This window comes from Mesorhizobium sp. M1307 (assembly GCF_040318155.1).
In the GTDB taxonomy this organism is placed as follows: Bacteria; Pseudomonadota; Alphaproteobacteria; order Rhizobiales; family Rhizobiaceae; genus Mesorhizobium.
This window is the reverse complement of sequence record NZ_JAMYLR010000009.1, coordinates 147588-170933: the sequence shown is the minus strand read 5'-3', so window position 1 is coordinate 170933 and position 23346 is coordinate 147588. Positions and strand designations below refer to the sequence as shown.

26 protein-coding genes are annotated in these 23346 nt (G+C 62.9%); 16 read left to right on the top strand and 10 right to left on the bottom strand.

What is annotated here, in order from left to right; genetic code table 11:
• Position 1: 1 nt before the first annotated feature.
• Positions 2–1132, top strand: coding sequence for a hypothetical protein (locus NKH16_RS13975; RefSeq protein ID WP_352743250.1), 1131 nt, complete (start codon positions 2–4; stop codon positions 1130–1132).
• A 160-nt stretch (positions 1133–1292) separates the two neighbouring features.
• On the top strand, positions 1293–1808 hold the full coding sequence (locus NKH16_RS13970; protein WP_352743251.1) for a hypothetical protein: 516 nt from the start codon (positions 1293–1295) through the stop codon (positions 1806–1808).
• Positions 1809–1816: 8 nt separating this feature from the next.
• Here the strand turns inward: NKH16_RS13970 and NKH16_RS13965 are convergent, their stop codons facing one another.
• Positions 1817–3439 carry an FAD-binding oxidoreductase gene (locus tag NKH16_RS13965; protein WP_352899874.1) on the bottom strand — a complete coding sequence of 541 codons (1623 nt, stop codon included), beginning with the start codon at positions 3437–3439 and terminating at the stop codon, positions 1817–1819.
• Positions 3440–3557: 118 nt separating this feature from the next.
• Here NKH16_RS13965 and NKH16_RS13960 point away from each other — a divergent pair, with 118 nt between their 5' ends.
• Positions 3558–4043 (top strand): YegJ family protein, encoded by a 486-nt coding sequence (locus NKH16_RS13960; RefSeq protein ID WP_352450481.1) that lies wholly within the window; start codon positions 3558–3560, stop codon positions 4041–4043.
• A 26-nt stretch (positions 4044–4069) separates the two neighbouring features.
• Here NKH16_RS13960 and NKH16_RS13955 read toward each other — a convergent pair whose 3' ends face one another.
• Positions 4070–5041 (bottom strand): hypothetical protein, encoded by a 972-nt coding sequence (locus tag NKH16_RS13955; protein ID WP_352450482.1) that lies wholly within the window; start codon positions 5039–5041, stop codon positions 4070–4072.
• Positions 5042–5102: 61 nt separating this feature from the next.
• Complete coding sequence (locus tag NKH16_RS13950; protein ID WP_352743254.1) at positions 5103–6143, bottom strand: CapA family protein; 1041 nt, start codon at positions 6141–6143, stop codon at positions 5103–5105.
• A gap of 141 nt (positions 6144–6284) precedes the next feature.
• On the opposite strand from NKH16_RS13950, the gene NKH16_RS13945 reads away from it, so the two are divergent.
• The 6 genes from NKH16_RS13945 to NKH16_RS13920 all read left to right on the top strand — a co-directional run bounded on the left by NKH16_RS13945 (position 6285) and on the right by NKH16_RS13920 (position 14176).
• Positions 6285–7538: a hypothetical protein gene (locus NKH16_RS13945; protein ID WP_352743256.1), complete on the top strand. Its 1254-nt coding sequence runs from the start codon at positions 6285–6287 to the stop codon at positions 7536–7538.
• Between the two features lie 114 nt (positions 7539–7652).
• Positions 7653–10943: an excinuclease ABC subunit UvrB gene (gene uvrB, locus NKH16_RS13940; RefSeq protein ID WP_352743257.1), complete on the top strand. Its 3291-nt coding sequence runs from the start codon at positions 7653–7655 to the stop codon at positions 10941–10943.
• Positions 10944–11380: 437 nt separating this feature from the next.
• On the top strand, positions 11381–12910 hold the full coding sequence (locus tag NKH16_RS13935; protein ID WP_352821239.1) for an ABC-F family ATP-binding cassette domain-containing protein: 1530 nt from the start codon (positions 11381–11383) through the stop codon (positions 12908–12910).
• Between the two features lie 104 nt (positions 12911–13014).
• Entirely contained in the window at positions 13015–13188 is a 174-nt protein-coding gene (locus NKH16_RS13930) for a hypothetical protein (protein WP_352743259.1), read from the top strand.
• 128 nt (positions 13189–13316) lie between these two features.
• A complete protein-coding gene (locus NKH16_RS13925) occupies positions 13317–13745 on the top strand; it encodes a VOC family protein (RefSeq protein WP_352743261.1) in 429 nt (142 codons plus the stop codon).
• A 77-nt stretch (positions 13746–13822) separates the two neighbouring features.
• Complete coding sequence (locus tag NKH16_RS13920; RefSeq protein WP_352743263.1) at positions 13823–14176, top strand: DUF1428 domain-containing protein; 354 nt, start codon at positions 13823–13825, stop codon at positions 14174–14176.
• On the opposite strand, the gene NKH16_RS13915 is transcribed toward NKH16_RS13920, so the two are convergent.
• The 3 genes from NKH16_RS13915 to NKH16_RS13905 all read right to left on the bottom strand — a co-directional run bounded on the left by NKH16_RS13915 (position 14163) and on the right by NKH16_RS13905 (position 16462).
• Positions 14163–15818, bottom strand: a complete 1656-nt coding sequence (locus NKH16_RS13915) for a tetratricopeptide repeat-containing sulfotransferase family protein (protein WP_352567997.1) — start codon at positions 15816–15818, stop codon at positions 14163–14165. The genes NKH16_RS13920 and NKH16_RS13915 overlap by 14 nt on opposite strands.
• 184 nt (positions 15819–16002) lie before the next feature.
• Complete coding sequence (locus NKH16_RS13910) at positions 16003–16269, bottom strand: DUF1488 family protein (RefSeq protein WP_352450489.1); 267 nt, start codon at positions 16267–16269, stop codon at positions 16003–16005.
• 10 nt (positions 16270–16279) lie between these two features.
• Entirely contained in the window at positions 16280–16462 is a 183-nt protein-coding gene (locus NKH16_RS13905) for a hypothetical protein (protein WP_023678406.1), read from the bottom strand.
• A 367-nt stretch (positions 16463–16829) separates the two neighbouring features.
• Between NKH16_RS13905 and NKH16_RS13900 the strand changes: the two genes are divergently transcribed.
• Positions 16830–17096: a hypothetical protein gene (locus NKH16_RS13900; RefSeq protein ID WP_023678407.1), complete on the top strand. Its 267-nt coding sequence runs from the start codon at positions 16830–16832 to the stop codon at positions 17094–17096.
• A complete protein-coding gene (locus tag NKH16_RS13895; protein WP_023678408.1) occupies positions 17093–17338 on the top strand; it encodes a hypothetical protein in 246 nt (81 codons plus the stop codon). The genes NKH16_RS13900 and NKH16_RS13895 overlap by 4 nt, the downstream gene beginning before the upstream one ends.
• A gap of 138 nt (positions 17339–17476) precedes the next feature.
• On the opposite strand, the gene NKH16_RS13890 is transcribed toward NKH16_RS13895, so the two are convergent.
• Positions 17477–17878, bottom strand: a complete 402-nt coding sequence (locus NKH16_RS13890) for a Kazal-type serine protease inhibitor family protein (RefSeq protein ID WP_352450490.1) — start codon at positions 17876–17878, stop codon at positions 17477–17479.
• 491 nt (positions 17879–18369) lie between these two features.
• Here NKH16_RS13890 and NKH16_RS13885 point away from each other — a divergent pair, with 491 nt between their 5' ends.
• From NKH16_RS13885 to NKH16_RS13875, 3 genes are all read left to right on the top strand, one after another.
• Positions 18370–18582, top strand: coding sequence for a cold-shock protein (locus NKH16_RS13885; RefSeq protein ID WP_006202520.1), 213 nt, complete (start codon positions 18370–18372; stop codon positions 18580–18582).
• A gap of 227 nt (positions 18583–18809) precedes the next feature.
• Positions 18810–19022 carry a cold-shock protein gene (locus tag NKH16_RS13880; protein WP_006202521.1) on the top strand — a complete coding sequence of 71 codons (213 nt, stop codon included), beginning with the start codon at positions 18810–18812 and terminating at the stop codon, positions 19020–19022.
• A gap of 192 nt (positions 19023–19214) precedes the next feature.
• On the top strand, positions 19215–19625 hold the full coding sequence (locus NKH16_RS13875) for a BA14K family protein (protein WP_023678410.1): 411 nt from the start codon (positions 19215–19217) through the stop codon (positions 19623–19625).
• 69 nt (positions 19626–19694) lie between these two features.
• Here NKH16_RS13875 and NKH16_RS13870 read toward each other — a convergent pair whose 3' ends face one another.
• The 3 genes from NKH16_RS13870 to NKH16_RS13860 all read right to left on the bottom strand — a co-directional run bounded on the left by NKH16_RS13870 (position 19695) and on the right by NKH16_RS13860 (position 21863).
• On the bottom strand, positions 19695–20336 hold the full coding sequence (locus NKH16_RS13870) for an MBL fold metallo-hydrolase (protein ID WP_352450491.1): 642 nt from the start codon (positions 20334–20336) through the stop codon (positions 19695–19697).
• A gap of 176 nt (positions 20337–20512) precedes the next feature.
• Positions 20513–20824: a hypothetical protein gene (locus NKH16_RS13865; protein ID WP_352450492.1), complete on the bottom strand. Its 312-nt coding sequence runs from the start codon at positions 20822–20824 to the stop codon at positions 20513–20515.
• 145 nt (positions 20825–20969) lie between these two features.
• A complete protein-coding gene (locus tag NKH16_RS13860) occupies positions 20970–21863 on the bottom strand; it encodes a branched-chain amino acid aminotransferase (protein ID WP_352450493.1) in 894 nt (297 codons plus the stop codon).
• Positions 21864–22112: 249 nt separating this feature from the next.
• Here NKH16_RS13860 and NKH16_RS13855 point away from each other — a divergent pair, with 249 nt between their 5' ends.
• Together NKH16_RS13855 and NKH16_RS13850 are read left to right on the top strand one after the other, a co-directional pair.
• Positions 22113–22640: a MarR family winged helix-turn-helix transcriptional regulator gene (locus tag NKH16_RS13855; protein ID WP_023678414.1), complete on the top strand. Its 528-nt coding sequence runs from the start codon at positions 22113–22115 to the stop codon at positions 22638–22640.
• On the top strand, positions 22627–23346 hold the full coding sequence (locus tag NKH16_RS13850; RefSeq protein ID WP_023678415.1) for a response regulator: 720 nt from the start codon (positions 22627–22629) through the stop codon (positions 23344–23346). Before NKH16_RS13855 ends, NKH16_RS13850 begins: the two co-directional genes overlap by 14 nt.

Here is a 23346-nt window from a genome sequence, read left to right as displayed (position 1 = left end):
CATGTTCCTGTTCCGCTGGCTGAAGCGCATCATCAAGGCGATCCTCTGGCTCGTCGTCATTGTCGTGTTGATCCCGATCGCCGGGCTGGCCTACGGCTTTCTCACGACGCCGTCGCTGGACACAACGCCATTGCCGGGCGTCGCCGAGGGTGCCCCGCCAAAGGCGCTGGCCGACAAGATCCGTGCCGAGATCCCCGGCTACCAGCGGCCGGAGGAATCGACCTTTCTTACCTATCCGGAATGGGCCATCGTCTACGCCGCGCGCGAATATGCCGGCTTCGTCGACAAGAACCAGCCGAGCGGTTTTCCCTATCTCTCCCATATCGGCCGCTTCTGGCAGGACTATGCGATGGTCATCCGCGCCAGCTCCACCTACAAGTTCAACCTCGACAACCACCAGATGCTGGTGGTCATCGGCACCAGTCACACGATCGAGCACGCCATCCAGTGGGCCTATGAAAATACGATCGGCCGCGTCACCGAAGCGACAGCCGGCAAGCGCACCGCCGTCGACATCTACCAGGCCAAGGTGGCGGCCGATTATGCCGGTTTTCTCGACCAGGTGCCGTGGTACCAGTTTCCCTATGCCGAAAAGCGTGCCGGCCTGTTTGCCGTCCAGCCGGCAGCGGACGACAGCGCCGTCCGCACCAGCGAACGCAAGCTCGCTTTCGGCCTCGCCGACACGATCAAGCAGGGCTATGCCGATCTGATCAAGTCGGCGCTCGCCGCCACCACCGATCCCGCCTTGCTCGATATTCATGTCTGGGCCAAGGGTCCGGTCGGCGAGGTGACGCGCAACGAACCCGACACCTTGCTTGAGCGCGATCTCGGCGCCGACGGCGCGATCTTCGTCACCAGACGCTATCAGGTGTTCACCGACATGATCCCGCGCCTGATCGGCAAGGGCGTCTCCTTCGTCGAGATCGGCGGCAATGACGAGATCATGGTCACCATGCTTTCCAATGACGAGATCAATGTTCCCGAAGGTGCACGCACCTTGTTCAGCTACCCGCTTCCGGCGGAACCTTCGACGCGCCGCACCGGCCTGACCGTCGCCGTGCGCAAGCTGCACATCGTTCTGCCGGCGCTGATGACGGCGGGCGCCAGGCTCGAGCATGTCTACGATTACTGAGGCCTTTCGGTCACAGCCGGCCTCGGCAGGACGTTGCGTGATGCTCCGTCACGCTCATTCCACAATCGCGGCCAAATCCCGCCTTGTTCCGCAACGATTGATGATGCCGTAGACACGTTGTCTTGCGCACATGTGCCAGGCAACTCGGAGGGACACGACCGTGATCAAGACCGCCCTTGTCGCCATGACCATCGTCGGCTGCGATTGCGACGCCAGGCTTTGCGAATATATCGGCGAGACGCCTGCCAAATGGTCGACCATCGCCGAATGCGAAGCGGCGATGAAAAGCCAGGTGCTGCACGAGCGCAATTTCGACTATCCGCTGGTCTCCGGCATCTGCCGGACACAGAACTCGTCTTCGTCATCGCAGCTCGCTGCGACCGCTTCCGAGCCTGAATTGACGACGGCCAGTACGGCCGCGACAGACCCGCTGCCACCGGAACTGAGCCATCGGCCCAGTGCTGCGGTCGGAACGCAGGCCACGGCGACGGAAACGGAAGCCGTCCGGCCGGTCGCCTATGAAGCGGCGGTCGATGGCGGCCGCGCCGTGCTCTACCGCACGAAGGCCGGCTACGCCGTGGTCAAGACCGATCTCGGCCGCGCCGCATCGGCAACGATCGGCATCGCCAGGCGTTCGGCGAACTGGCTGGCGGCGAAGCTGCCTGACGGTCTGTAGCCGCCGCTTCAGGCCGTGCCGATCAGTGCCTTGACGGCGCGATAAAAAATCGACGAAAACAGCTCGCCCGGATCGTATTGCAGCTTCTTCGCCAGGAAGGACGGCAGTTCCGGATAGGAGGCAAGCAGTTCCTTGCCTGTGTAGTGGAGCTGGTAGGGCAGAAAAAAACGCCCGCCATGCTTGATCGTCACGTCGATCAGCGCCCTTGTCAGCGCCCGCATCCTGGCATTGCCGTCGGCGTTTGTCGGCTGATTGATGTAGAGCACCAGCGAATAGGCCGGCTCCGGCGCATAATTCAGCGCCACATCCTCCTTGTGGACGATGCGCACCGAGTCGTTGAGCACCGGCAGGGTCTGGTTGCGCAGGATCTCGCGCGCTTCCGCGATGAACGGGTTATAGGCCGCCCGCGGGATGAAATACTCGTGCAGGATGTCGGTCTCGTCGAGCAGGTCGTTGAACAGATAGGGCACTGAATCGTGCATCGGATTGTTGCGCGTGACGAGGCAGGCCTCGCCCTCGGCCATTGCCGCCGTCCGCGCCACCGTGCAGCTCTCGAATTGCGGCTCCAGCGTCTTTTCGGTGAACCATTTCAGCTCCTGGAACAGGCTGCCCCATTTCGCCAGGTTGATGATCACCCGCTTGAGCCCGACCGAACCCGGTTCACCGATTGCCGGCTGGTCGGCCGGCGGCTGGTCGGCCACCTTGTCATAGCGATAGACGATCATATCCTCGAGGAAATTGCCCGGCGCAGTCGACAGATGCCCATAAAACAGACCGATCGCCCTGTTTGGCTCCAGAACCTCGGCGAAGAACGTCGGGAAATCGTCCGATTTGATGATCTCGCGCGAGGTCCGGTAGACGGCGTTGTCGACGATGTCGAGTGTCGCCTCCAGCACCACGCCGAACAGGCCGTAGCCGCCGACGACGTGGCGGAACAACTCGGTATTTTCGGCCGGTGAGCAGGTCGTCACCGAACCGTCCGCCAGCATCACCCGCATCGATCGGATCGAGCCGGCGACCGAGCCGGCCTGGTGGTCCATGCCATGCGCGTTGACTGACAGCGAGCCGCCGACCGAAAAGATGTCGGTCGACTGCATCGCCTTCACCGCGAAGCGCGGGTGCAAAAGGTTCTGGATGTCGTGCCAGCGCACGCCCGGCTGCAAGGTGATCGTCTTCGCCGTCGGGTCGACACTGACCTTGTTGAATTTGCGCATGTCGAGGACCAGCGCGTTGTCGTCGAAGGCGTGGCCGCCCATCGAATGGCGCACCGCCGCGACCGAGACCTTCAGGCTATTGGCGCGGGCAAGGGCCAGCGCGCTCGCGATGTGGTCTTCCTCGCTGACTTCGATAACGCCGTAGACCGGTGTCATCGACAGGCCGCTGGCATCATTGATATCGCCGCCCTTGGTCAGCCATGGCAGCGACGGATCGTAGGCTGGCGGGCCCTCCAGCGGCTTCTGCGCCAGGTCGATCCCATCAATGTCGGCGATGCGCCCGGAATTCTTCTGCCCCGACGGGCCGCGCGCCAGGCGCGCCACGGTCGTCCCGCCCCACAGCATCGCGCCGCCGACCACCGCCGCACCCAGCAGCAGCCGCCGCGACAGGCGAAACCCCTTGCGTTCCTCGACCATAGCCCCACCCCACTGTCCCAGGAATAGCGCCTGATGGCGACAAAAACCAGTTGCCAATCAGACGTTCGGCGAATGATGATCCGGTTTGTCTGGCGGAAATGTCGAAAGCAGTCGCACCATGAAGCTTGCAGCCCGTACCGCGCTTGCCCTGCTGCTCGCATTTGCTCCGGTCTCAGCCGACGCCCAAAGCGGTGAGAAGGGAGTCCTCGGTGTGGCAAGGGACGATCCGGAGATGGCGGCGGCGATTGAGCAGGCCCGCGCCAGCCTGGATGACTTCCTGATCCTGTCCGAGGCGCCGCCGTCCGGAACAGCCACGTTCAAATTGAAGGTAAGGATCGAAGACGGAACCGCGACGGAACATTTCTGGATCATTCCCTTTCACCGAACGGCGAGCGGATTTGCCGGAATTTTAGCAAACGAGCCGCAGGCAGTGCACAACGTCGTCGCCGGCCAGGAGATCGAATTCACCCGGGACGAAATTTCGGACTGGGGATACACCAAGAACGGCCATCAGGTGGGCAGCTTTACCGTCTGTGTGATGCTCAAGAAGATGTCGAAGGAAGACGCGGACTATCTCCGCGACAATTACGGCTTCGACTGCTAATGTCCGAGCGCGAGGCGCTTTAGCCGCTACCCCGCCTCCTCGTCCTGCGCCCCAATCTTGCGCACCAGCGCCGCGGTCGCCAGGATCGTGGCCATGTCGGCGATGATCGGCGCAACATGCTTGACATAGTCGAGCGGCACAGAGATGTCCGGCAGCTCGAAGAAGTTCTTCGTCTGCGGAAGCAGCAGAAAGCCGTCGCTGCCGTTGAGCGCGACGCGTGCCGGTTCCTTCGGCCATGTTTCGCCAAGCCATTCGAGCGCCTGCGCCAGCCGGCCGGTCACCAGCGGCCGCGCCGCCTCGATATTGTCGGTGCGGAACTCGTAGGCGGCATCGAGCTCCGGCATGCCGCTGGATAGTTCCTGCATCTTGCTGCCGAAGATGCCGCGGAAGAAGCCGACGGCCTTGTTGGTCCGGCGCGCGGCCACCAATATGCCGGGGAACGGCACGATTGTCTCGAAGGCGACGATGACGCCCTTGAACACCGCCGTCGTGCTCTTGCCCGTCCCTTCCCGGAGATCTGCTTCGTAAAGCTCGAACGCAAACCCCTCATAACGGCCGGAAAAAACATCATCGAAAGATTGCCGGTTGAACGGACCAACCGTCTCGCGCGGCAACCGGTCGAACGAATTCGGCTTGACGTTGTGCCGGTACCGCATGTCCTCGATGAAGCCGAAGATGATCGGCAACAGCGTGCTGCGAAACGACTGCTGCAATTTGCTCGCCGGCTTGATCGCCTGGAAATAGAGCAGGATCGCCGCCAGGAATCCGCCGATATAGAGGAACACATGCGGGGTCGAGAACCACTGCTCGTTGGGGTCGGCAACCCCGTTGAAGAGCCAGGCCACAAGCGCCACGAACACCAGCACCAGCCCGATGAAAAGTGGCACCCGCCAGCGCGTCCGGCGATGGGCCGAAGCTCGTTGCGCCTCATAGGCCTCGATGTTCTTCCTGAGGCCGGCGATCACCGCTTCGCTCGGCATGAAATCCGCAGTTTCCATCACCCACCCGCCGCCACAAGCCTGCCCGCGCTGGGCATGATAGCCGGTTTGGTGGACCGCGTCAGCGCACGGCACCGAAGACCGCATCGAGGCGGGCTAGAACCCTTTGCCTGGATTTTCCCGCCAGCGTTTCAACCGGGACCAGCCGCTCGTGATCGCCGGCGCGCAGCCGCATGAAGGCATGCAGCCGGTAGGCGGCGATGGCCCCGCGCGTGCCGGGATCGTCGCTGATGTCGACGACGAGAATGGCGCCGACGCGGCCGGGCCATGGCTGCCGCGCGAAGGCGGTGCCGATGAAATCGCCGAGCCCATAGGCAACGAGTGTCTTGCCGATCCGCTCGATCGGCTGCACGACATGGGCATGATGTCCGGCGATCAGGCCGACGCCATGTTCGGCCAGAAGTCGCGCCATTGCCCGCGTCTTCGCACGTGGAAAATGCCGGAATTCCCAATCCCAATGCGGCACCGCGCAGAGGAGGTCGACACCCGAAGCGGCAGCGTGCGGCCATTGCGTCGGATCGGCTTGCATCGAGACTCGGCCCGCGAACTGAGCCTCGTCGGTATTGCGCCACAAGGTAAAGGCGGCAAGGCCTATGGTCAGCGAACCAACCGCAAACCGCTCGACCGGAGCCGCAGTGCCGATCGTGCGGATGCCTAATTGCTCCAGCGCGGCGACGGTCTCGTCGAAGCCGGCAATACCCTGGTCGAGCACATGGTTGTTGGCCAGCGACAGCACCAGTTTTTCACGCGAAATGCCGGCGGCGGCCAGCGCCTCGGCAAGGAACCGCTCGCTCATCGCGTGGTGCGTGCCAAGCCTGGTGCCCAAAACAGCGCTCGGCCGCTCCACCACCGGGCTTTCGCAATTGCCGACCACCAGATCGGCCGAGGCAAGCAGTGCCGCAATCGCCGGATCGCAGTCCGGCGCGCGGCGATTGGCCACCGCCGAGATATCGCCGACGAAAGCCAGCCGCACCGTCCGCGCCGGCAGTGGTTCGAGCAGGGCTGCGGCCGCCGGAGCAAAGCCGCGCGCGTCGCCATTGAGCGAAGGCCGGAGAAAACGCGGCAGCCACGACAGTTTGTAGGAAAGCGGATAGTTCGACACGCGACGCCCAATCGTTTGCCTTGTGTAGACCGTCCGCCGGATTGATTGAAGCGTCGACTGTTGTGGGTGAACCGCAGGCCACAGGCGCAGCGAACCAAATGCGTGTATGATCCACTGCGGAGCGACAAAGGGGCGATCACGATGACGCGTTTTTCCAGGCTGGTGGCGTGCGCCATCATTCTTCTCCTGCCGCTGGCTTCACCCAGCGCCGCGGCTCCCGAAGCGGCGGCCCTGTTCGAGGCAAAAATCGTAGCCGAACGCGACAGCGCTCTTGCCGCTCTGGAAGCCGCCGCGCCAGGCGATCCGGCAGCCGCCTACGCCGCCGGCGCCGGCGAATTCTTCACCGCGCTGGAGATCCTGGCCGGCGGCCTGCACCGCCACGGTTTCGACAGCCCGCAATCCTTCATGCTGCCGCTGATGCGGCTGCCGGTGCCGGACAATGCCAATCCCGAGCCGCTGACCTACGAACAATTCCGCGCCATTCTCGTCGCCTTCCGCGACCGGCTGGAGAAATCCGCAGCCACGCTCGGTTCGGTACCCCCCGACGCCGACATCGGCATGGTCATCGACCTCACCCGTCTCGGCATCGACGTCAACGAGGACGGCACGATCGCGCCGGACGAGAGCGCCGCCGCGATCATGGCGTCTCTGTCACGCGGCGGTGGTGCGCCAGACGCGGCCGCACCCGCCCTCACCTTCCGCTTCGACCGCGCCGACGGCTATTGGCTGCAGGGCTATGCCGAGTTCCTGATGGCGCAGGCCGACTTCTGGCTGGCGCATGATTTCAGAAACACGTTCGACGGCTCCTTCCACATGCTGTTCCCGCGCGCAAAACTGCCGCTGCAGGATACGCTCGTGCCGCTGGACGGTGGCACGAATGGCGGCATCCTGACGTCCGAATGGCGACTAGCCGACTTTATCTCCCTGGTGCATCTCATTAACTGGCAAGTGGTCGAGCCAGAGCGCCGGCAAGCGGCACGCCGCCATCTCATGGAAATGATCCGGCTGTCGCGCGAGGACTGGAAAGCCATCCGCGCCGAAACCGACAATGACCGCGAATGGCTGCCGGGGCCGCAGCAGAAAGGCACCAGCCCGCTGACCGGTCTCGAAGTTGGTGAGCAGCAGGTACAGGCCTGGCTCGCCGCCCTTGATATGGCCGAGGATCTTCTGGAAGGCCGCACCTTGCTGCCGCATTTCCGCATCGCCGACAAAGGCATCAACATGAAGCGCTTCTTTGATGAGCCAAAAACCTTCGACCTGGTGCTGTCGATCACCGGCCCGGCCATCGCGCCCTATCTCGAGCGCGGCAAGACTCTCACCAGCGAGGAGTTCAACCAGATCCAGCGCCAGTTCGGCGGCGCCGGGTTTCTGACGTTCGCGCTTTGGTTTAATTGAGCGGCGCACTTCGACGTTGCTCCTGACAGCCTACTGTCAGCAGCCAAATTGCGCGCGGCACCCTTCACCACTCCGCTCTTTCCATTTTGGCCGATACCTCCCATATTCGGGGCCATGGCCAGACTCTCCGACAAGAAAACGCCGCCGCCGGCGAATGACGAGCGCGCTTCGCCGCCCAAGCGGCGCAGTCCGCTGACCGATTTCCTCGATGCGTCGGAGCCCCTGTACAAGGGCGGCTTTGCCGAGGCGCCGCAGGCCGAGTTCACCGGCGCGCCGCTGACCGGCTCGATCGCCGACTGGGCCGAACAGATCGAGCAGGAAGCCGAGAAGGAAGGGCGTCAAATCTCCCCCCTCGAGGGGGAGATGTCGCCGAAGGCGACAGAGGGGGTCGGCAAAGGAAGCGCTCGGCATCAAGGGTCGCCGAGCACTGCCGCACCGACCCCACCCGGCGGCTCCGCCGCCACCCTCCCCTCGAGGGGGAGGGAAGGCGCCAAGTCTGCCAAGAAAATCCCGGAGCGCTCCTCTTCTCCCGGCCGTACGGCACGCGGCACCTCGATGGGCGGCGCGGCTTCGGCGCGGGAGCGCACTGCGGCCGGTCTCAACCCTGTCGCTGGCCTCGATGTCTCCCTGGAAGAGGCCGAGACCATGGCCTCGGGCGGCGTCACCGCGACCGTCGCGGCGCTGTCGGCGCTGATCGAATCCGGCAATCCGCTGCACAAGGACGGCGTGCTGTGGACGCCGCACCGCCCTGCCCGGCCTGAGAAATCCGAAGGTGGCATCGCCATCAGGATGGTCTCGGATTTCGAGCCGGCCGGCGACCAGCCGACGGCGATCAAGGATCTCGTCGAAGGCGTCGACCGCAACGACCGCACCCAGGTGCTGCTCGGCGTCACCGGCTCGGGCAAGACCTTCACCATGGCCAAGGTGATCGAGGAGACGCAGCGCCCCGCTCTGATCCTGGCGCCCAACAAGACGTTGGCCGCGCAGCTCTACTCCGAGTTCAAGAAATTCTTCCCGGAAAACGCCGTCGAGTATTTCGTCAGTTACTACGACTATTACCAGCCGGAGGCCTATGTGCCACGGACCGACACCTACATCGAGAAGGAATCCTCGATCAACGAGCAGATCGACCGCATGCGCCATTCGGCGACGCGTTCGCTGCTTGAGCGCGACGACGTCATCATCGTCGCCTCGGTGTCCTGCATCTACGGTATCGGCTCGGTCGAGACCTACACGGCGATGACCTTCCAGATGCAGATCGGCGACCGGCTCGACCAGCGCGCGCTGCTCGCCGACCTCGTCGCCCAGCAATACAAGCGCCAGGATATCAATTTCGTCCGCGGTTCGTTCCGGGTGCGCGGCGACACGATCGAGATCTTCCCGGCCCACCTTGAGGATCGCGCCTGGCGCATCTCGCTGTTCGGCGACGAGATCGAGGCGATCACCGAGTTCGATCCGCTGACCGGCCAGAAGACCGGCGAGCTGAAGAGCGTCAAGATCTACGCCAATTCGCACTATGTGACGCCGCGGCCGACCTTGAATCAAGCCATCAAGTCGATCAAGGAAGAACTGAAGTATCGCCTGCAAGAGCTTGAAAAGGCTGGCCGCCTGCTTGAGGCGCAGCGGCTTGAGCAGCGCACCCGCTTCGACCTGGAGATGCTGGAGGCGACCGGGTCCTGCGCCGGCATCGAGAACTATTCGCGCTATCTGACCGGCCGCCAGCCGGGCGATCCGCCTCCAACCTTGTTCGAATACATACCCGACAATGCGCTGGTCTTCGTCGACGAAAGTCACGTCACCATACCGCAGATCGGCGGCATGTATCGCGGCGACTTTCGTCGCAAGGCGACGCTGGCCGAGTATGGTTTCCGCCTGCCGTCCTGCATGGACAACCGGCCGCTGCGCTTCGAGGAATGGGACGCCATGCGCCCGCTCTCCGTCGCGGTTTCGGCGACGCCCGGCGCCTGGGAGATGGAGCAGTCCGGCGGCGTCTTCGCCGAGCAGGTCATCCGCCCGACCGGCCTCATCGACCCGCCGGTCGAAGTACGCCCGGCCAAGACGCAGGTCGACGACGTCGTCGGCGAAATCCGCGAAACCACGAAGGCCGGCTACCGCACGCTGGTCACCGTGCTGACCAAGCGCATGGCCGAGGATTTGACCGAATATCTGCATGAGCAAGGCATACGCGTGCGCTACATGCACTCCGACATCGACACGCTGGAGCGCATCGAGATCCTGCGCGACCTGCGCCTCGGCGCCTTCGACGTGCTGGTCGGCATCAACCTGCTGCGCGAAGGCCTCGACATTCCCGAATGCGGCTTCGTCGCCATTCTCGATGCCGACAAGGAAGGTTTCCTGCGCTCCGAGACATCGCTGATCCAGACGATCGGCCGCGCCGCCAGAAACGTCGACGGCAAGGTCATCCTCTATGCCGACCAGATCACCGGCTCGATGGAGCGGGCAATGGCCGAGACCAACCGCCGTCGCGAAAAGCAGATGGAGTGGAACGCGGCCAACGGCATCACCCCGGAATCGGTCAAGTCGCGCATTTCGGACATCCTGGACTCGGTCTACGAGAAGGACCATGTCCGCGCCGACATTTCGCAGTTCACCGACAGCGCCGGCGCGATGATGGGCAACAATCTGAAAGCGCATCTCGACGCCCTGGACAAGCAGATGCGCGACGCCGCCGCCAACCTCGATTTCGAGAAGGCCGCCCGCATTCGCGACGAGATCAAACGGCTGCGCGAGATGGAACTGTCCATCTCCGACGATCCGCTGGCCAAATATGCCGACATGGAAAGCCCGGTCTCGGGCCGCGAAAAGGGCAAGCACAACAAGGGCGTGGCCAAACATCGTACGGCTGAGGAACAGGAGCGTTTCCGCAAGCTCGACGAGGCACGTGCCGCCGAAGAGGCGGCCCGGCCCAATCTCTTCCGCAAGCCGGCGCTCGACGAAATGGGTGCCGATGGCACCGTGCCGGTGAAGAAGCCGCTGTTTTCGAAGCCCTCGCTCGACGCCATGGGGCCGGGCACGGATATGCCGACCCCGGCCGGCGCAGTGTCGCGTTCGCTGTTCAAGAAGCAGTCGGCCGAAGAGGCGCACGGCTCCGATTTCGGCATCCCGGGCGAACCGACCAAGCCGCTGTTCAAGAAGAACTCGCTCGACGAGATGACCGTGCGGCGGACGGAAAAGCCGGTCGAAGGAAAGGTGCCAGCGAAACCACAGCCAATCTCCCCCGGTGTGGGGGAGATGCCCGGCAGGGCAGAGGGGGGCGCGAAGGAACGCAACGATTCCGCCAAACCCATTGTCCGCCAGCGCAGTGGTATCGGCTCCTACGAAGACCCGGCCGACGCCCGCCGCGAAGAGCGCCGGCCTGGCAAGACGGGGCGCCCGGGACGCTAGCGAGCTTCCCTTCTCCCCCAGGGGGAGAAGGTGGATCGGCGCGCAGCGCCGAGACGGTTGAGGGGTGCTGGACGGATCGCCGTCGGTGCCAAGCTGGAGCACCCCTCATCCGACCGCTTCGCGGCCACCTTTTCCCACAAGTGGAGAAGGGGGAGCCTAGCCACTTGCCATCGGCCCTAGCCTTGGTGTAGCCAGTTTCTACAACTCGAACGTCTTGAAAGGAGGGCTGCGTGTATTACGACCACCACCGTCAGCGCGGCCCTGTCTCTGCCCTGCGAGCTTGCTTGCAGGGCTGACCAGAGACGGTCCGGGTTTTCCCGCTTCGATTTTCTTGGTCTGCCCTTCGTGGTGCTGCAACGCTGAGCCTGATTGCCAGCCTGCGCACCGTCAAAGTGCATTGAACCGGAGCTCACTCCGGCCAGACCAGAGAAATCGATATGGCCCTGATCAGCCTCAAATCCCTCGGCGTCACCCTGAATGCGCCGCTGTTTTCCAACCTCGACCTCACCATCGGCACCGGCGACCGGCTCGGCATCGTCGCCGCCAATGGGCGCGGCAAATCCACTTTGCTGAAGTGCCTGACCGGCGAGATGGAGCCGACATCAGGCGACATCACCCGTACGCGCGGCCTGCGCGTCGGCTATGTCGAGCAAGTCGTCCCGGCAGCGCTGGCCGGGCGCAGCTTCCAGCAGGTGGTCGCTGATGCCTTGCCGGCCGGACAGGTCGAAAGCGAACAATGGCGCGTCGATGTGGTTCTTGACTCGCTTGACGTGCCAGAACCGATGCGCGGGCGGCCAATGCAGGCGCTGAGCGGCGGCTGGCAAAGGCTGGCGTTGATCGCCCGCGTCTGGGTCACCGATCCCGACGTCCTGCTTCTCGACGAGCCGACCAATCACCTCGATCTCGGCAAGATCAGCCAGCTCGAGACCTGGCTGAACGCGCTGCCACGTGAGGTGCCGCTGGTGATTGCCAGCCACGACCGCGCTTTTCTCGATGCTACGACCAACCGGACGCTGTTCCTCCGCCCCGAACAGTCGCCGGTATTCTCGCTGCCCTATTCACGAGCCAGGGACGCATTGAGCGAAGTCGATGCCTCGACCGAGCGCAAATTCCAGCGCGACATGAAAGTGGCGCAGCAGCTGCGCCGGCAGGCCGCCAAGCTCAACAATATCGGCATCAATTCCGGCAGCGACCTTTTGACGGTCAAGACCAAGCAGCTCAACCAGCGGGCCGAGCGTCTGGAAGAAGCAGCAGCGCCGGCACACCGCGAAAGATCGGCGGGCGCGATCAAGCTCGCCAATCGCGGCAGCCATGCCAAGGTGCTGATCACGCTCGACGATTTGGTGGTCGGAACACCTGACGGCACGGTTCTGTTCAGCACCGGCAAGCGCCACATCTGCCAAGGCGACCGCATCGTCCTGCTCGGCCGTAACGGCGTCGGCAAGTCACGGCTGATCGGCCTGATCCGGAACGCCATCGTCGAGCCGGAAACGGCGGCGCAAAGCCTGAAGGTGACGCCGTCGACCGTGCTCGGCTATAGCGACCAGGCATTGTCGGGCATCGGCGGCGACGACACGCCGCTGGCGATGCTCTCGCGCAGATTCGATGTCGGCGAGCAGCGCGCCCGCTCGCTGCTGGCGGGCGCCGGCGTCGGCATCGACATGCAGGAGCGCAGGATCGGCGTGCTGTCGGGCGGACAGAAGGCGCGGCTGATGATGCTGGCGCTGAGGCTCGCCAATCCCAATTTCTATTTACTCGACGAGCCGACCAATCATCTCGATATCGATGGTCAGGAAGCACTGGAAGCGGAATTGCTGGAACATCAGGCGAGTTGCCTGCTTGCCTCGCACGACCGCTCCTTCATCCGCGCGGTTGGCAACCGCATCTGGCTGATCGAGAAACGGCGATTGACCGAGATCGACAGCCCGGAGGAGTTCTTCCGGGAGGTTGCCGAAGCCGGCGGCTGAAGGCTTGCGGAAAAAAATTCCGGCGCTCTGTCGGATGATGATCGCATGCCACGTCCTTGGGTTGCCGACACGGTGATGCCGGCGCCAATCGAGGAGAAAGCATCATGTCTATTCTGCCATCCATAGGTCACGCCGTGACGCGTTACTCGGCGGCTCGCGCCCGTTATCGCAGCGAACGCGCCATCCTTTCATTGCCGATCGAGCTGCGCAAAGATATTGGCTGGCCGGAAATCGTCGTCGACGCGCAGAACAGCCCGCGGATTCGCATCGAAGGTTGAAGGGTAGCAGATAGCCGTCGCGGCAGGCGCCATTTCGAATCCAAAAAACCATCGGCCGTGTAGGATCGTCGCCGTTCCGTTCGTCCTGTGGTTCGCAAAGGCAAACCAGACGCAAAGAGGAGCATGACATGAATGACCAGCCGCAGACCCAGCCCGCCGCCAAAGTGCTTGGCGGATTGACGCCCTACCTTCAGCTGGACGGCGCTTTCAAAGCCGCAGAATTTTACCAAAAGGCCTTCGGTGCCGAGCAGGTCTTTGCCTATCCGCCGGACGAACAGGGCCGCACCATGCATATCCATCTCCACATCAACGGTTCGACCCTGATGCTTTCCGACTTCTATCCCGAGCATGGAATGGCCGCTGTGAAGCCGCAGGGCTACACTATGCAGCTCCATCTCGGCAGCGAAGACATCGACGCCTGGTGGCAGCGAGCCGTCGAGGCGGGGTGCGAGGAAGTCGTGCCGTTGCAGGTGATGTTCTGGGGCGACCGCTGGGGCAATATGCGTGATCCGTTCGGCGTCGAATGGGCAATGAACGCACCGGTGAAAGCAGCTTAGCATTCCACACAGGCTGTGTCTGAAATCACCTCTCCCGCTCCAGAGGGAGAGGAAAACGATCGCATGGAGGAAGTCAGATGTCCTATGTCGACGGTTTCGTACTGGCCGTGCCGAAGGCAAATCTCGATGCCTACAAGAAAATGGCGCAGACGGCCGGCGCCGTCTGGAAGGAGCATGGCGCGTTGGCCTATGTCGAATGCATTGGCGACGACGTACCCTATGGCGAGCTCACCTCGTTCCCGCGCGCCGTGCAGGCCAAGGAAGACGAGGTCGTCGTCTTCTCCTGGGTGGTCTACGAATCGCGCCAGAGCCGCGACGCGGTGATGGCCAAGGTGATGGCCGACCCGCGCCTCAAGTCGGACTGGGAGACCATGCCGTTCGACGGCAAGCGCATGATCTTTGGCGGTTTTCAGCCCTTCATCGAGCTGTAGGCGCCCCTCGATCAAGTTTGTCGTGCAGCGGCTTCAGCCGGTCGCCATAGCGCTTCCACAGGTCGACCGAGCCCTGATACATCGGCTGGCGCACTTGCGCAGCCGACGCCGTTCGCACCGGCCGGTCGGTCTGGTGGAACGACAGCACGGCGTCGTCCCACGGCAGGCCGAGATGGGCGATCAGCGCCCGCGACTGGCCTTCCTGGTCGGCGACGAAATCCTCGTAGCGAACGTCGTGCACGACATCAGGCAGCACGGCGTGCCAGTGCGCCATGATGTCGGTGTACAGATTGTGGAAATCGGCGAGCTCGTCGAGATCGTAGCCGTAGCGATGGCTGTCGCCTCGGAAGTGCACCTTGTAGATCGACAGGCAGGTCGCCGCCGCATCGCGCGCGCAATGGATGATCTTGGCCTTCGGCAGCATCAAATGGATGAAGCCCACCAAGAGGAAATTGCCGGGCATCTTGTCGGTGACGTGCCGAGAACCCGGATAGCGGGCGTGCAGCATGTCGAGATAGGCCTGGCCGGCCTCGGCATAGGCCTTGTCGGGCATGTCGGCGATGCCCCAGGGAAAGCCGCCCTTCATGCTGAGCGGAAACTGCTTGCCGACCGCCGTCTTCAATATGCTGAGCTCGCCGGCGCCATAGACCTGCGGATGGCTGGCGATGATCTGCTCGACCAGCGTGGTGCCGGAACGCGGCATGCCGACGACGAAGATCGGCGTGTCGTCGGCTATCCCGCTCGGCCTGTGCCTTTCAAAAAAGGCCTTGTCGAACACCGCCTTCATCGCCTCGAACTCGCCGCGCGTCTTGCCGGCGTCGTAGTCGATGCCCTGGCGGCGGATCGCGTTGCCTTCGGCGAAATAGTCGAAAGCGCGGCCATAATCCCTGAGGTCGTCATTGGCCTTGCCGAGGCCGAAGGAAAGCTGCATGCGCGCCAGGCTGCCTTGCGGCGCCTTGGCGTGCTCCGCCTCCATGCGGGCAAGCTCGGCGTCGCGCTCCTTCTGGCGCTTGACCTGTGTAAGCATCAGCCAGGCCCTCGCCATGCCGGGGTCCACAGCCAGCGCCTGCCTGAAAAGATCCGCAGCCTCGTCGAGATTGCCCTTTTCCATCAGCCCGACACCCAGGCCGTGCAAAAGATCGGCATCCTTCGGCCGGATCGTCAGCGCCTCGCGAAAAACAGCCAGTGCCTCATCCAGCCGGCCCGCTTCCTGCAGCGTTTCGGCAAGCCCGACGCGGGCGCGGACATGGAACGGGTTACGGCCGATCGTGCCGCGATAAATATCCTCGGCGCCTTCGAATTGGCCGAGCTGCTTCAGCGACGAGCCGAGATTGTCACGCGCCGCCAGCTGGTCCGGCCGAATCGCCACCACCTTGCGGAAGAGATCGGCGGCGGCCGCGACCCGGCCGAGGTCGCGCAGCACGGTGCCGAGATTGTTGAGGAAATCCGGATTGTTCGGTTGCAGACGCACCGATTGTTCGATCAGCGCCAGCCCCTCGGCGCTGCGCCCGGTCTGGTGCAGCAGAAGCCCGAGGAAATGCGCAGCAGCCGGGTGGTTGGCCTTTTGCGCCAGCACCTGTCGGTAAAGCGCCTCGGCTTCCTGCCGGCGCCCGGCCTGGTGCAGCTGCAGCGCCTGCTGCACGTGCTGGTCGAGCCCCAGCGGCGGCTGTCCGCCTGAGCCGTAACGTGCGCCTGCCGGTTGTCTCGGATCTCTGTTGATGGGAAACCTGCCGTGTTGTCCGCCTGCCGCGATCTAGGCCATCGCTGCGGCGCGTGCAAGAGCAGACGGCGGTCGCTACGAAGCAAAACTTCGAACCCGGGGGAGCCTACCGAAAGTCGGCCGGCGTCAGCACATACATGTTCCTGCGGCCGTGCGAGTAGGCTTGGCGCGCAATCTCTTGGATCGACGAACGCTTGGCGTCGAAGGCGCTGAGGAATTCGGCCTCGGCTCCGCTTGCAGCCGGGTTTGCCGCCGAAAGTGCCGCGACCTCGACAAAGAACGGGACTTCGAGCATGCCGTCATGGCCGACGAAACGAATGCGCTTGGCCGCCGCGTCATAGGAGCGGCTGGGATTGGGAAAATTGAGCGTCATGGCTTGCGCGTCAAATCAGGCGGTTGCTTTCGGCAAGCTGGCGCGCCCGCCGCGCCGTGCCGTCGGTGTCGGCAATCCTTCGCCTTGCCGCCTCGTCGCTTCTTATCGTGAGACGCGGCGACAAGACCTTTATCGGCTTTGCGACAGGACTGACTGCAACTGTCGGGACATCCGGTGTTCTTGCGGAGTTCATGACTCTCTTCCTTCCATTGCTAGATAAATACAAATGCCGGAGGAATTTTTTCGGAATTTCTTCAAACAATTTTTGAGGTGCACCGGGACCGTATCATCGTTCTGCAGATAACTATAGAAAAGTAATTTCACGTTGGTAGGGGTAAGAGGCCGAAAACTTCTTGAATAAGCCGTATTTTCAGACTAATGGTAAGAAACCGTTTTGGGTCATGCTTGGCCCCGCGGTGTCAGGGATTCTCGGCCCGCCAAACTTATCCAAATCGCCGACACCTGGTACCGCAATGCAGGCTCCGCTTCCGGGGCAGGCCGGAAAGAAACTTCAAGGCACGAGAACTTCAAGGCACAAGCGAGAACTTCGAGGCACAAGAATGTCTGCTCGCACCACCCATTCCATAGCGCATTTCGCGGCACCTTTCGTGCTTGGCGGGCTGGATGGCGTGCAGCCGGCCGGCGACTATGACATCGACCACGACGAAGAACTGATCGACGGCATGTCCTGGCCTGCCTGGCGCCGCGTCGCCACTTTCATCCATCTGCCGGCAAGGACAGTGAAAAGCGCGACCAGCCAGCTTGTCGCCATTGACCATGCCGAGCTCGACGCAGCGCTTCGGCACGACCAGGAGAATGTCACATGATCCGCTTCCAGCAGAATGCGCGGCGCACGGACACGCCGGCGCATATCTTCACCGTCGGCCAGACCGTCCGCATGAAGAGCCGCACCGGCCTTGCCCAAAAGACCGCGGAGCTGTTCCAGATCAAAAGCCGGCTGCCGGTCAAGGACGGCTCGCCGCAATATCGCATCCGCAGCGATCAGGAGACCTATGAGCGGGTCACCACGGAAGACAATCTCGAACCGGTCGACAACCCGGCCAACTGAGCCGACGCGCCGCAACGCTGCTTCACACGCTGATGATGCCGCAGATCCGCGTCGCCTGCGCATCTCCAACGGGAACGGCGCTGAGCTCTACGCCGGCCCCCAGATGGTGCTTATCCGGCCAGGCTGTAGGTCGGTGCGCTAGCAGGGCCCGTCATCGACGACGCGATAATCCGCCGCGCGGGCTTCGCATTCGTTGGGGAATGTGCGCAGTTCGCCATGGCGACGGGCACAGACTGGGCGGTATTCGCGGGTGCAGAATGTCTGCTCCTCACCGCTACCACCACCGCCGCGGCACTCGCCCTCGCGAATGATGCGGTATCCGGCCCGTTCGGCAAGGCAGGCATTGGCGAAGGTCTGGCGGTCGCCGCCGCGCCGGGCACAGACCGGGTCATATTGCCTAGTGCAGAATTGCGGCCCCGGCCGTGGCGGGCGCGGCCCCGGCCCCTCATCATCCACCACGACGGTGCAGGCTGCGAGAATTGCCGACAGGAACAGGATGGAAAAAACCTGCCGCGGAAAGATTGTCGCAAGAAACCGCATGAATGTTCCCTCCCTTGAAACTCCTGCCTGCACAAATGGTGCCTGGGTCAGGCCGATCCTCGTCATTCCGCTGCCAGATGCAACCCCTGTTTGCAACTGGGCGAGCCAGGGCGGTATTGCGGCGCAAGCCAAGACAGCACCTGCCCCGCTTGCTGGACCATGCCTGGGTGAAGTCTGGCCGATGACCGCGCAGAAAACCGGTACTATCGGTGCGATGCGTCGGGATGCCCCTGTTGGGGCCGCCCGCGGCTGTGTCTTGCAAGCATCACGTTTCCGTGCGATAAATTTTGTGTTCGGGCATTTGCGACCCGGAGAGCGGAACGTTTTGGACGACCTTTCCCCGATACTGTGAATCTCTGACAGCCCCGTTTTCGGCGGGGGGTTTTACCATGCGCCAATGCATGACTGCCGAAGCAACCACCGGGACTTGCCCACGGCGCCAGGCGGCGGGCGGAACCACCAAGACTGACACGGGTGAAGGAGTTTCCCCAATGGCCCAGACCGGCACCGTTAAATTCTTCAACGCTACCAAAGGCTTCGGCTTCATCACGCCCGATGGCGGCGCCAAGGATGTGTTCGTCCACATCTCGGCGATCGAGGCTTCCGGGCTGCGCACTCTCGTCGACGGTCAGAAGGTCACCTTCGATGTCGAGCCCGACCGTATGGGCAAGGGTCCGAAAGCGGTCAATCTCCGCGCTGCCTGAAACCACAGCGTGCCGCGCGTCCTTTCGGGGTGAGGATGCTGCAAGGCTTTTGGAGTGAACTTGAATTCTGTAAAGGCGCGGCGGTTTTCGTCGCGCCTTTTGTGTTCCGGGATGCTTGCCCGCACCCGCAAAACTTTCTCTTGCCGATGGCACTAAAATAAAGGACAAATTTCCGTCCGGGCATTTGCCGGCCCGAGACTGGACTTGTGGGATCAAAGGAGCTTCCCATGCCGCAGACCGGCACCGTCAAATTCTTCAATCACGCCAAGGGCTTCGGCTTCATCACGCCGGACGACGGGGCAAAGGATGTCTTCGTCCATATTTCGGCCGTGCAGGCGTCGGGTCTTCCCGGTCTTGAGGATGGGCAGAAAGTGACATTCGACACCGAGCCGGACAAGCGCGGCAAGGGTCCGAAAGCCGTCAACCTGTCGATCGGCTGAACCACCCCCGGACAGAATGGACGTGGGCCGGTCTGGCCTGCGGTGTTTGCCGCACGCTTGAACCGCCCAGTTAGATGAACCGCCTGGTCAAATTTCGTTCAGCCCCCGTTCAGCCACGGTCGCATATTAATCTTCGTTAAAGCCGGACCGCATCCCCCGAAAACGACCCGGGCCGGCACGAAGGAGACCGACATGAACCGAATTTTCAAGACTGCCATCCTGTCCGCCGCGGTCGTTGCGACCACGCTTGCGACCTTGCCCGCGGCCAATGCCGACGAATGGCGCCATCACCGCCGCCACCACGGCCACGGCGACGCCGTTGCGGCCGGCGTGCTCGGCCTTGCGGCCGGTGCCCTGATCGGCGGTGCGCTCGCCAGCCCGCAGCCCCGCTATTACGACCCGGCCTATGATGATGAATACTACAGGCCTGCCCCGGTGCGCCGTTATTACGTGCAGCCGCGCGTGGCCTATGCCGAAAGCTATGCGGAGCCGTGGACCCGCGGCTGGTACGAATACTGCTCGGACCGCTACCGGAGCTTCAACGCCCGTACCGGCACGTTCACCGGCTATGACGGCGAACAGCATTTCTGCACCGCCAATTAGCGGAGGCAGTTTCCCGTCGGAAAAAAGCGCGGTCGCACAGGCCGCGCTTTTTGTTTCCGGCAAGCGCTTTCAGACCAGAAAAGGATTGCTCCGCCGCTCCTCACCAAAACGGCCGCCGGGACCATGGCCGCAGATAAAGCCGATGTCGTCGCCCAACGGCAAAAGCTTCTCCTTGATCGAGGCGATCAGCGCGGCGTGGTTGCCGCCCGGCAGATCGGTGCGGCCGACCGAACCGCGGAACAGCACGTCGCCGACATGGGCGAACTTCGCAGCCCGGCTATAGTAGACGACGTGGCCGGGTGCATGGCCCGGACAATGGAGCACCTCGAACACGTGCGAGCCGAACGAAACGGTCTCGCCTTCGGCAAGGAACCGGTCGGGGACACAGTTGCGCACGGGATCGGTGATGCCGTAGCGCTTTGCCTGGTTCTCGAGATTGGCGAGCAGCGGCCGGTCGGCGGCATGCGGACCGATGATCTCGATACCGAGCGCCTCCTTCAGTTCCATGGCCCCGCCGGCATGGTCGATATGGCCGTGCGTAATCCAGATCGCGCCGGCAGTGATCGCATTGTCCTCGAGCGCCGCCAGCACCTTGTCGATGTCGCCGCCCGGATCGACGACAACGCCTTGCCTGTCGTCCATGTCGAAGAGGATGGTGCAGTTCTGCTGGAACGGCGTGACCGGCACGATGCCGGCGTTGAGCTGACCCATATTCGTCCTTTCACGCTGTCGGAGCGCTGCGCGTCCCCTCGAACGCGTCAGGAGAGCTCCAACCTTGAACCAGGCCCTGATGTAGAGACACACGCGAACGGCGTCCACCGCTCCCACAAACGGCAAACGAAATGGGCGGCCGAAGCCGCCCATTTGAAAACCTGAAACGTCAAAGCTTATTTCTTCATCGCGTTCATGACCGCACCGATGATGCCGGTCAGGATGGCGCCGCCGCCGGCACCGCCAACGATATTTGAAATGTTCAACGCGCTGCCGGCCCCTGCCGCCGTGGCGGCGGCTGCCGGATCGACCGAGCCACCCAGCAGACTGTTGAGGATGGCCGCACCGCCGACGCCGCCGACAGCGCCGCCCAGGATTTTGGTAAGCTGCCCCATCGCCGCAGTCTTGATAGCCGCGCCAACCGCCTGACCACCGATGATACCCGTAATCACCTGAATAATGATCGGAAGAAGCGTGTTCATATCCATATTTCCAGTCCCTCCATAGCTGCCAGCCTCCCGGGCCGACCCCATCATGAGACGCCGAATTGTGTGAAAGTCAAATGCAGAAGCGCTTAAATAAAAGGGGCGGCCCGAAAACCGCCCTTACTAGTTAAAAAAGCTGTGACTTTCGTTATTCTGCAGCGATTGCGTGCTTGGGCTGAACGGCCGCAGAATAGTCATTCATCAGCGTCTTGGCGATTTCGCCGACCTCGAATCGGTATGGACCGATCTCCGAAACAGGCGTCACCTCGGCTGCCGTCCCGGTGAGGAAGCACTGCTGGAAGCCTTCAAGCTCATCCGGCATGATGGCGCGCTCGATCACCTCCAAACCGCGGTCCTTGGCAAGGCCAATAACCGTGCGGCGGGTGATGCCGTCGAGGAAGCAATCAGGCTTGGGCGTATGGATCTTGCCGTCCTTGACGAAGAAGATGTTGGCGCCTGTCGCTTCCGCCACCTGGCCACGCCAGTCGAGCATCATGGCGTCGGCATAGCCCTTGGCCTCGGCGGCATGCTTGGACATGGTGCAGATCATGTAGAGGCCGGCCGCCTTCGATTTCGACGGTGCGGTGCGCGGGTCGGGGCGGCGCCATTCGGCCATGTCGAGGCGGATCCCCTTGAGCTTCTGCGCCGGGTCGAAATAGCTTGGCCACTGCCAGATGGCGATGGCGCAGTTGATCCGACTGTTCTGTGCGGAAACGCCCATCTGTTCGCTGCCGCGCCACGCGATCGGCCGGACATAGGCGTCCTGGAAACCTTGCTTCTTCAACAGCGTGCGGCAGGCGTCGTCGATCTCGGCGACCGAGTAGGGTATCTTGAAGCCAAGCAGGCGCGCCGATTCATGCAGGCGTTCGGTGTGGTCGGTCAGCTTGAAAATTTCGCCCCCATAAGCGCGCTCGCCCTCGAATACCGCGCTGGCGTAGTGCAGCCCGTGGGTCAAGACGTGGATCTTGGCGTCGGCCCATTTGACGAATTCGCCGTTCATCCAGATAAAGCCGTCCAGTTGGTCGAAGGGAACGGATGCCATGGTAACCTCCCGCGGGCGGCAGCCCGCACATCATTGTGTCGTTGCGTGTTTCGTTTCGGCCGCTGTGGGCGGCCATTGTCTCAAAGCGTAGGCGGATATTTAAGGTCTGGCAAACTCAGGAAGTTCCGGAAAAAACGGCTTCGCTTGCCTTTTCGTTCGCAATCCGCCGAAAAGCTTGCCAAAAATTACCATCGCGCGGAAAATACGTCAATAGTGCTGACATAATTTCCTGCTTCACACGGAGAAAAGATGACGAGCCACGCAGCCGCAGAACCGATCAGGACGGCGATCACCGACGAGGACGGCATCGATTTCGCCATCATCGAGTTGTTTTTCTTCGCCTATCGCGACTTTACCTCCGATCCGGACCAGATCCTGGCCGAATACGGTTTTGGCCGTGCCCATCACCGGGTTCTGCATTTCGTCAATCGCCGGCCCGGGCTGACGGTCGCCGAGCTCCTCGACGTGCTCAAGATCACCAAGCAGAGCCTGGCGCGCGTGCTCAAGCAACTGATCGACACCGACCATATCGTGCAATTGCAGGGCCCTCGCGACCGCCGCCAGCGCGAACTCTACCCGACGGCCAAGGGCCGTGCCCTGGCGCTGGCGCTGGCGCGGCCACAGTCGCGCCGCATCCATGCTGCATTGGAAGATTCCGGAGCCACCGAACGCGCCGTTATCGAACGGTTCCTTGAAGCGATGGTCAATCCGGAACTAAGGGCGCAGATCGACATTGTGCCCGCAAAGATGTCAGGGAAAAACCATGGAGACCATTGAGAGGGTTGATCATCCGACAGCACCGGAAGACGACGCGCCGCATCTGCTGGTGGTCGACGACGACACCCGTATCCGCAATCTTCTGAAACAGTATCTGACCGAAAACGGCTTTCGCGTCACCGTCGCCGGAAATTCCGGCGAGGCGCGCCGCAAGCTCGCCGGCCTCGACTTCGATCTGATCGTGCTCGACGTCATGATGCCGGGTGAAAGTGGCGTCGACCTCACCAAGGCGCTGCGGGCGGAGAAAAACGTGCCGATCCTGATGCTCACCGCACTGTCCGAAACCGACAGCCGGATCACCGGGCTCGAGGCCGGCGCCGACGACTATCTGCCTAAACCGTTCGACCCGCGCGAGCTGATCCTGCGTATCAACAATATCCTGCGCCGCGGCGGCCCCGCGACAACGCCTAAGGTCGAACAGCTGGTCTTTGGCCCCTATACGTTCCAGATCGCCAGGCGTGAGCTGAAGCGCGGCGGCGAGGCGCTCAAGCTGACCGACCGCGAGCAGGAAATCCTGGCGATCTTCGCTGCGCGTGCCGGCGAAACGATACCGCGGCATGAGCTTGTCGGCGATGAATCCGAGGTCGGCGAGCGCACGATCGACGTCCAGATCAATCGGCTCCGCCGCAAGATCGAACGCGATCCGTCCAATCCGGTCTGGCTGCAGACAGTGCGCGGTATTGGGTATCGGCTCAGCGTGGAATAG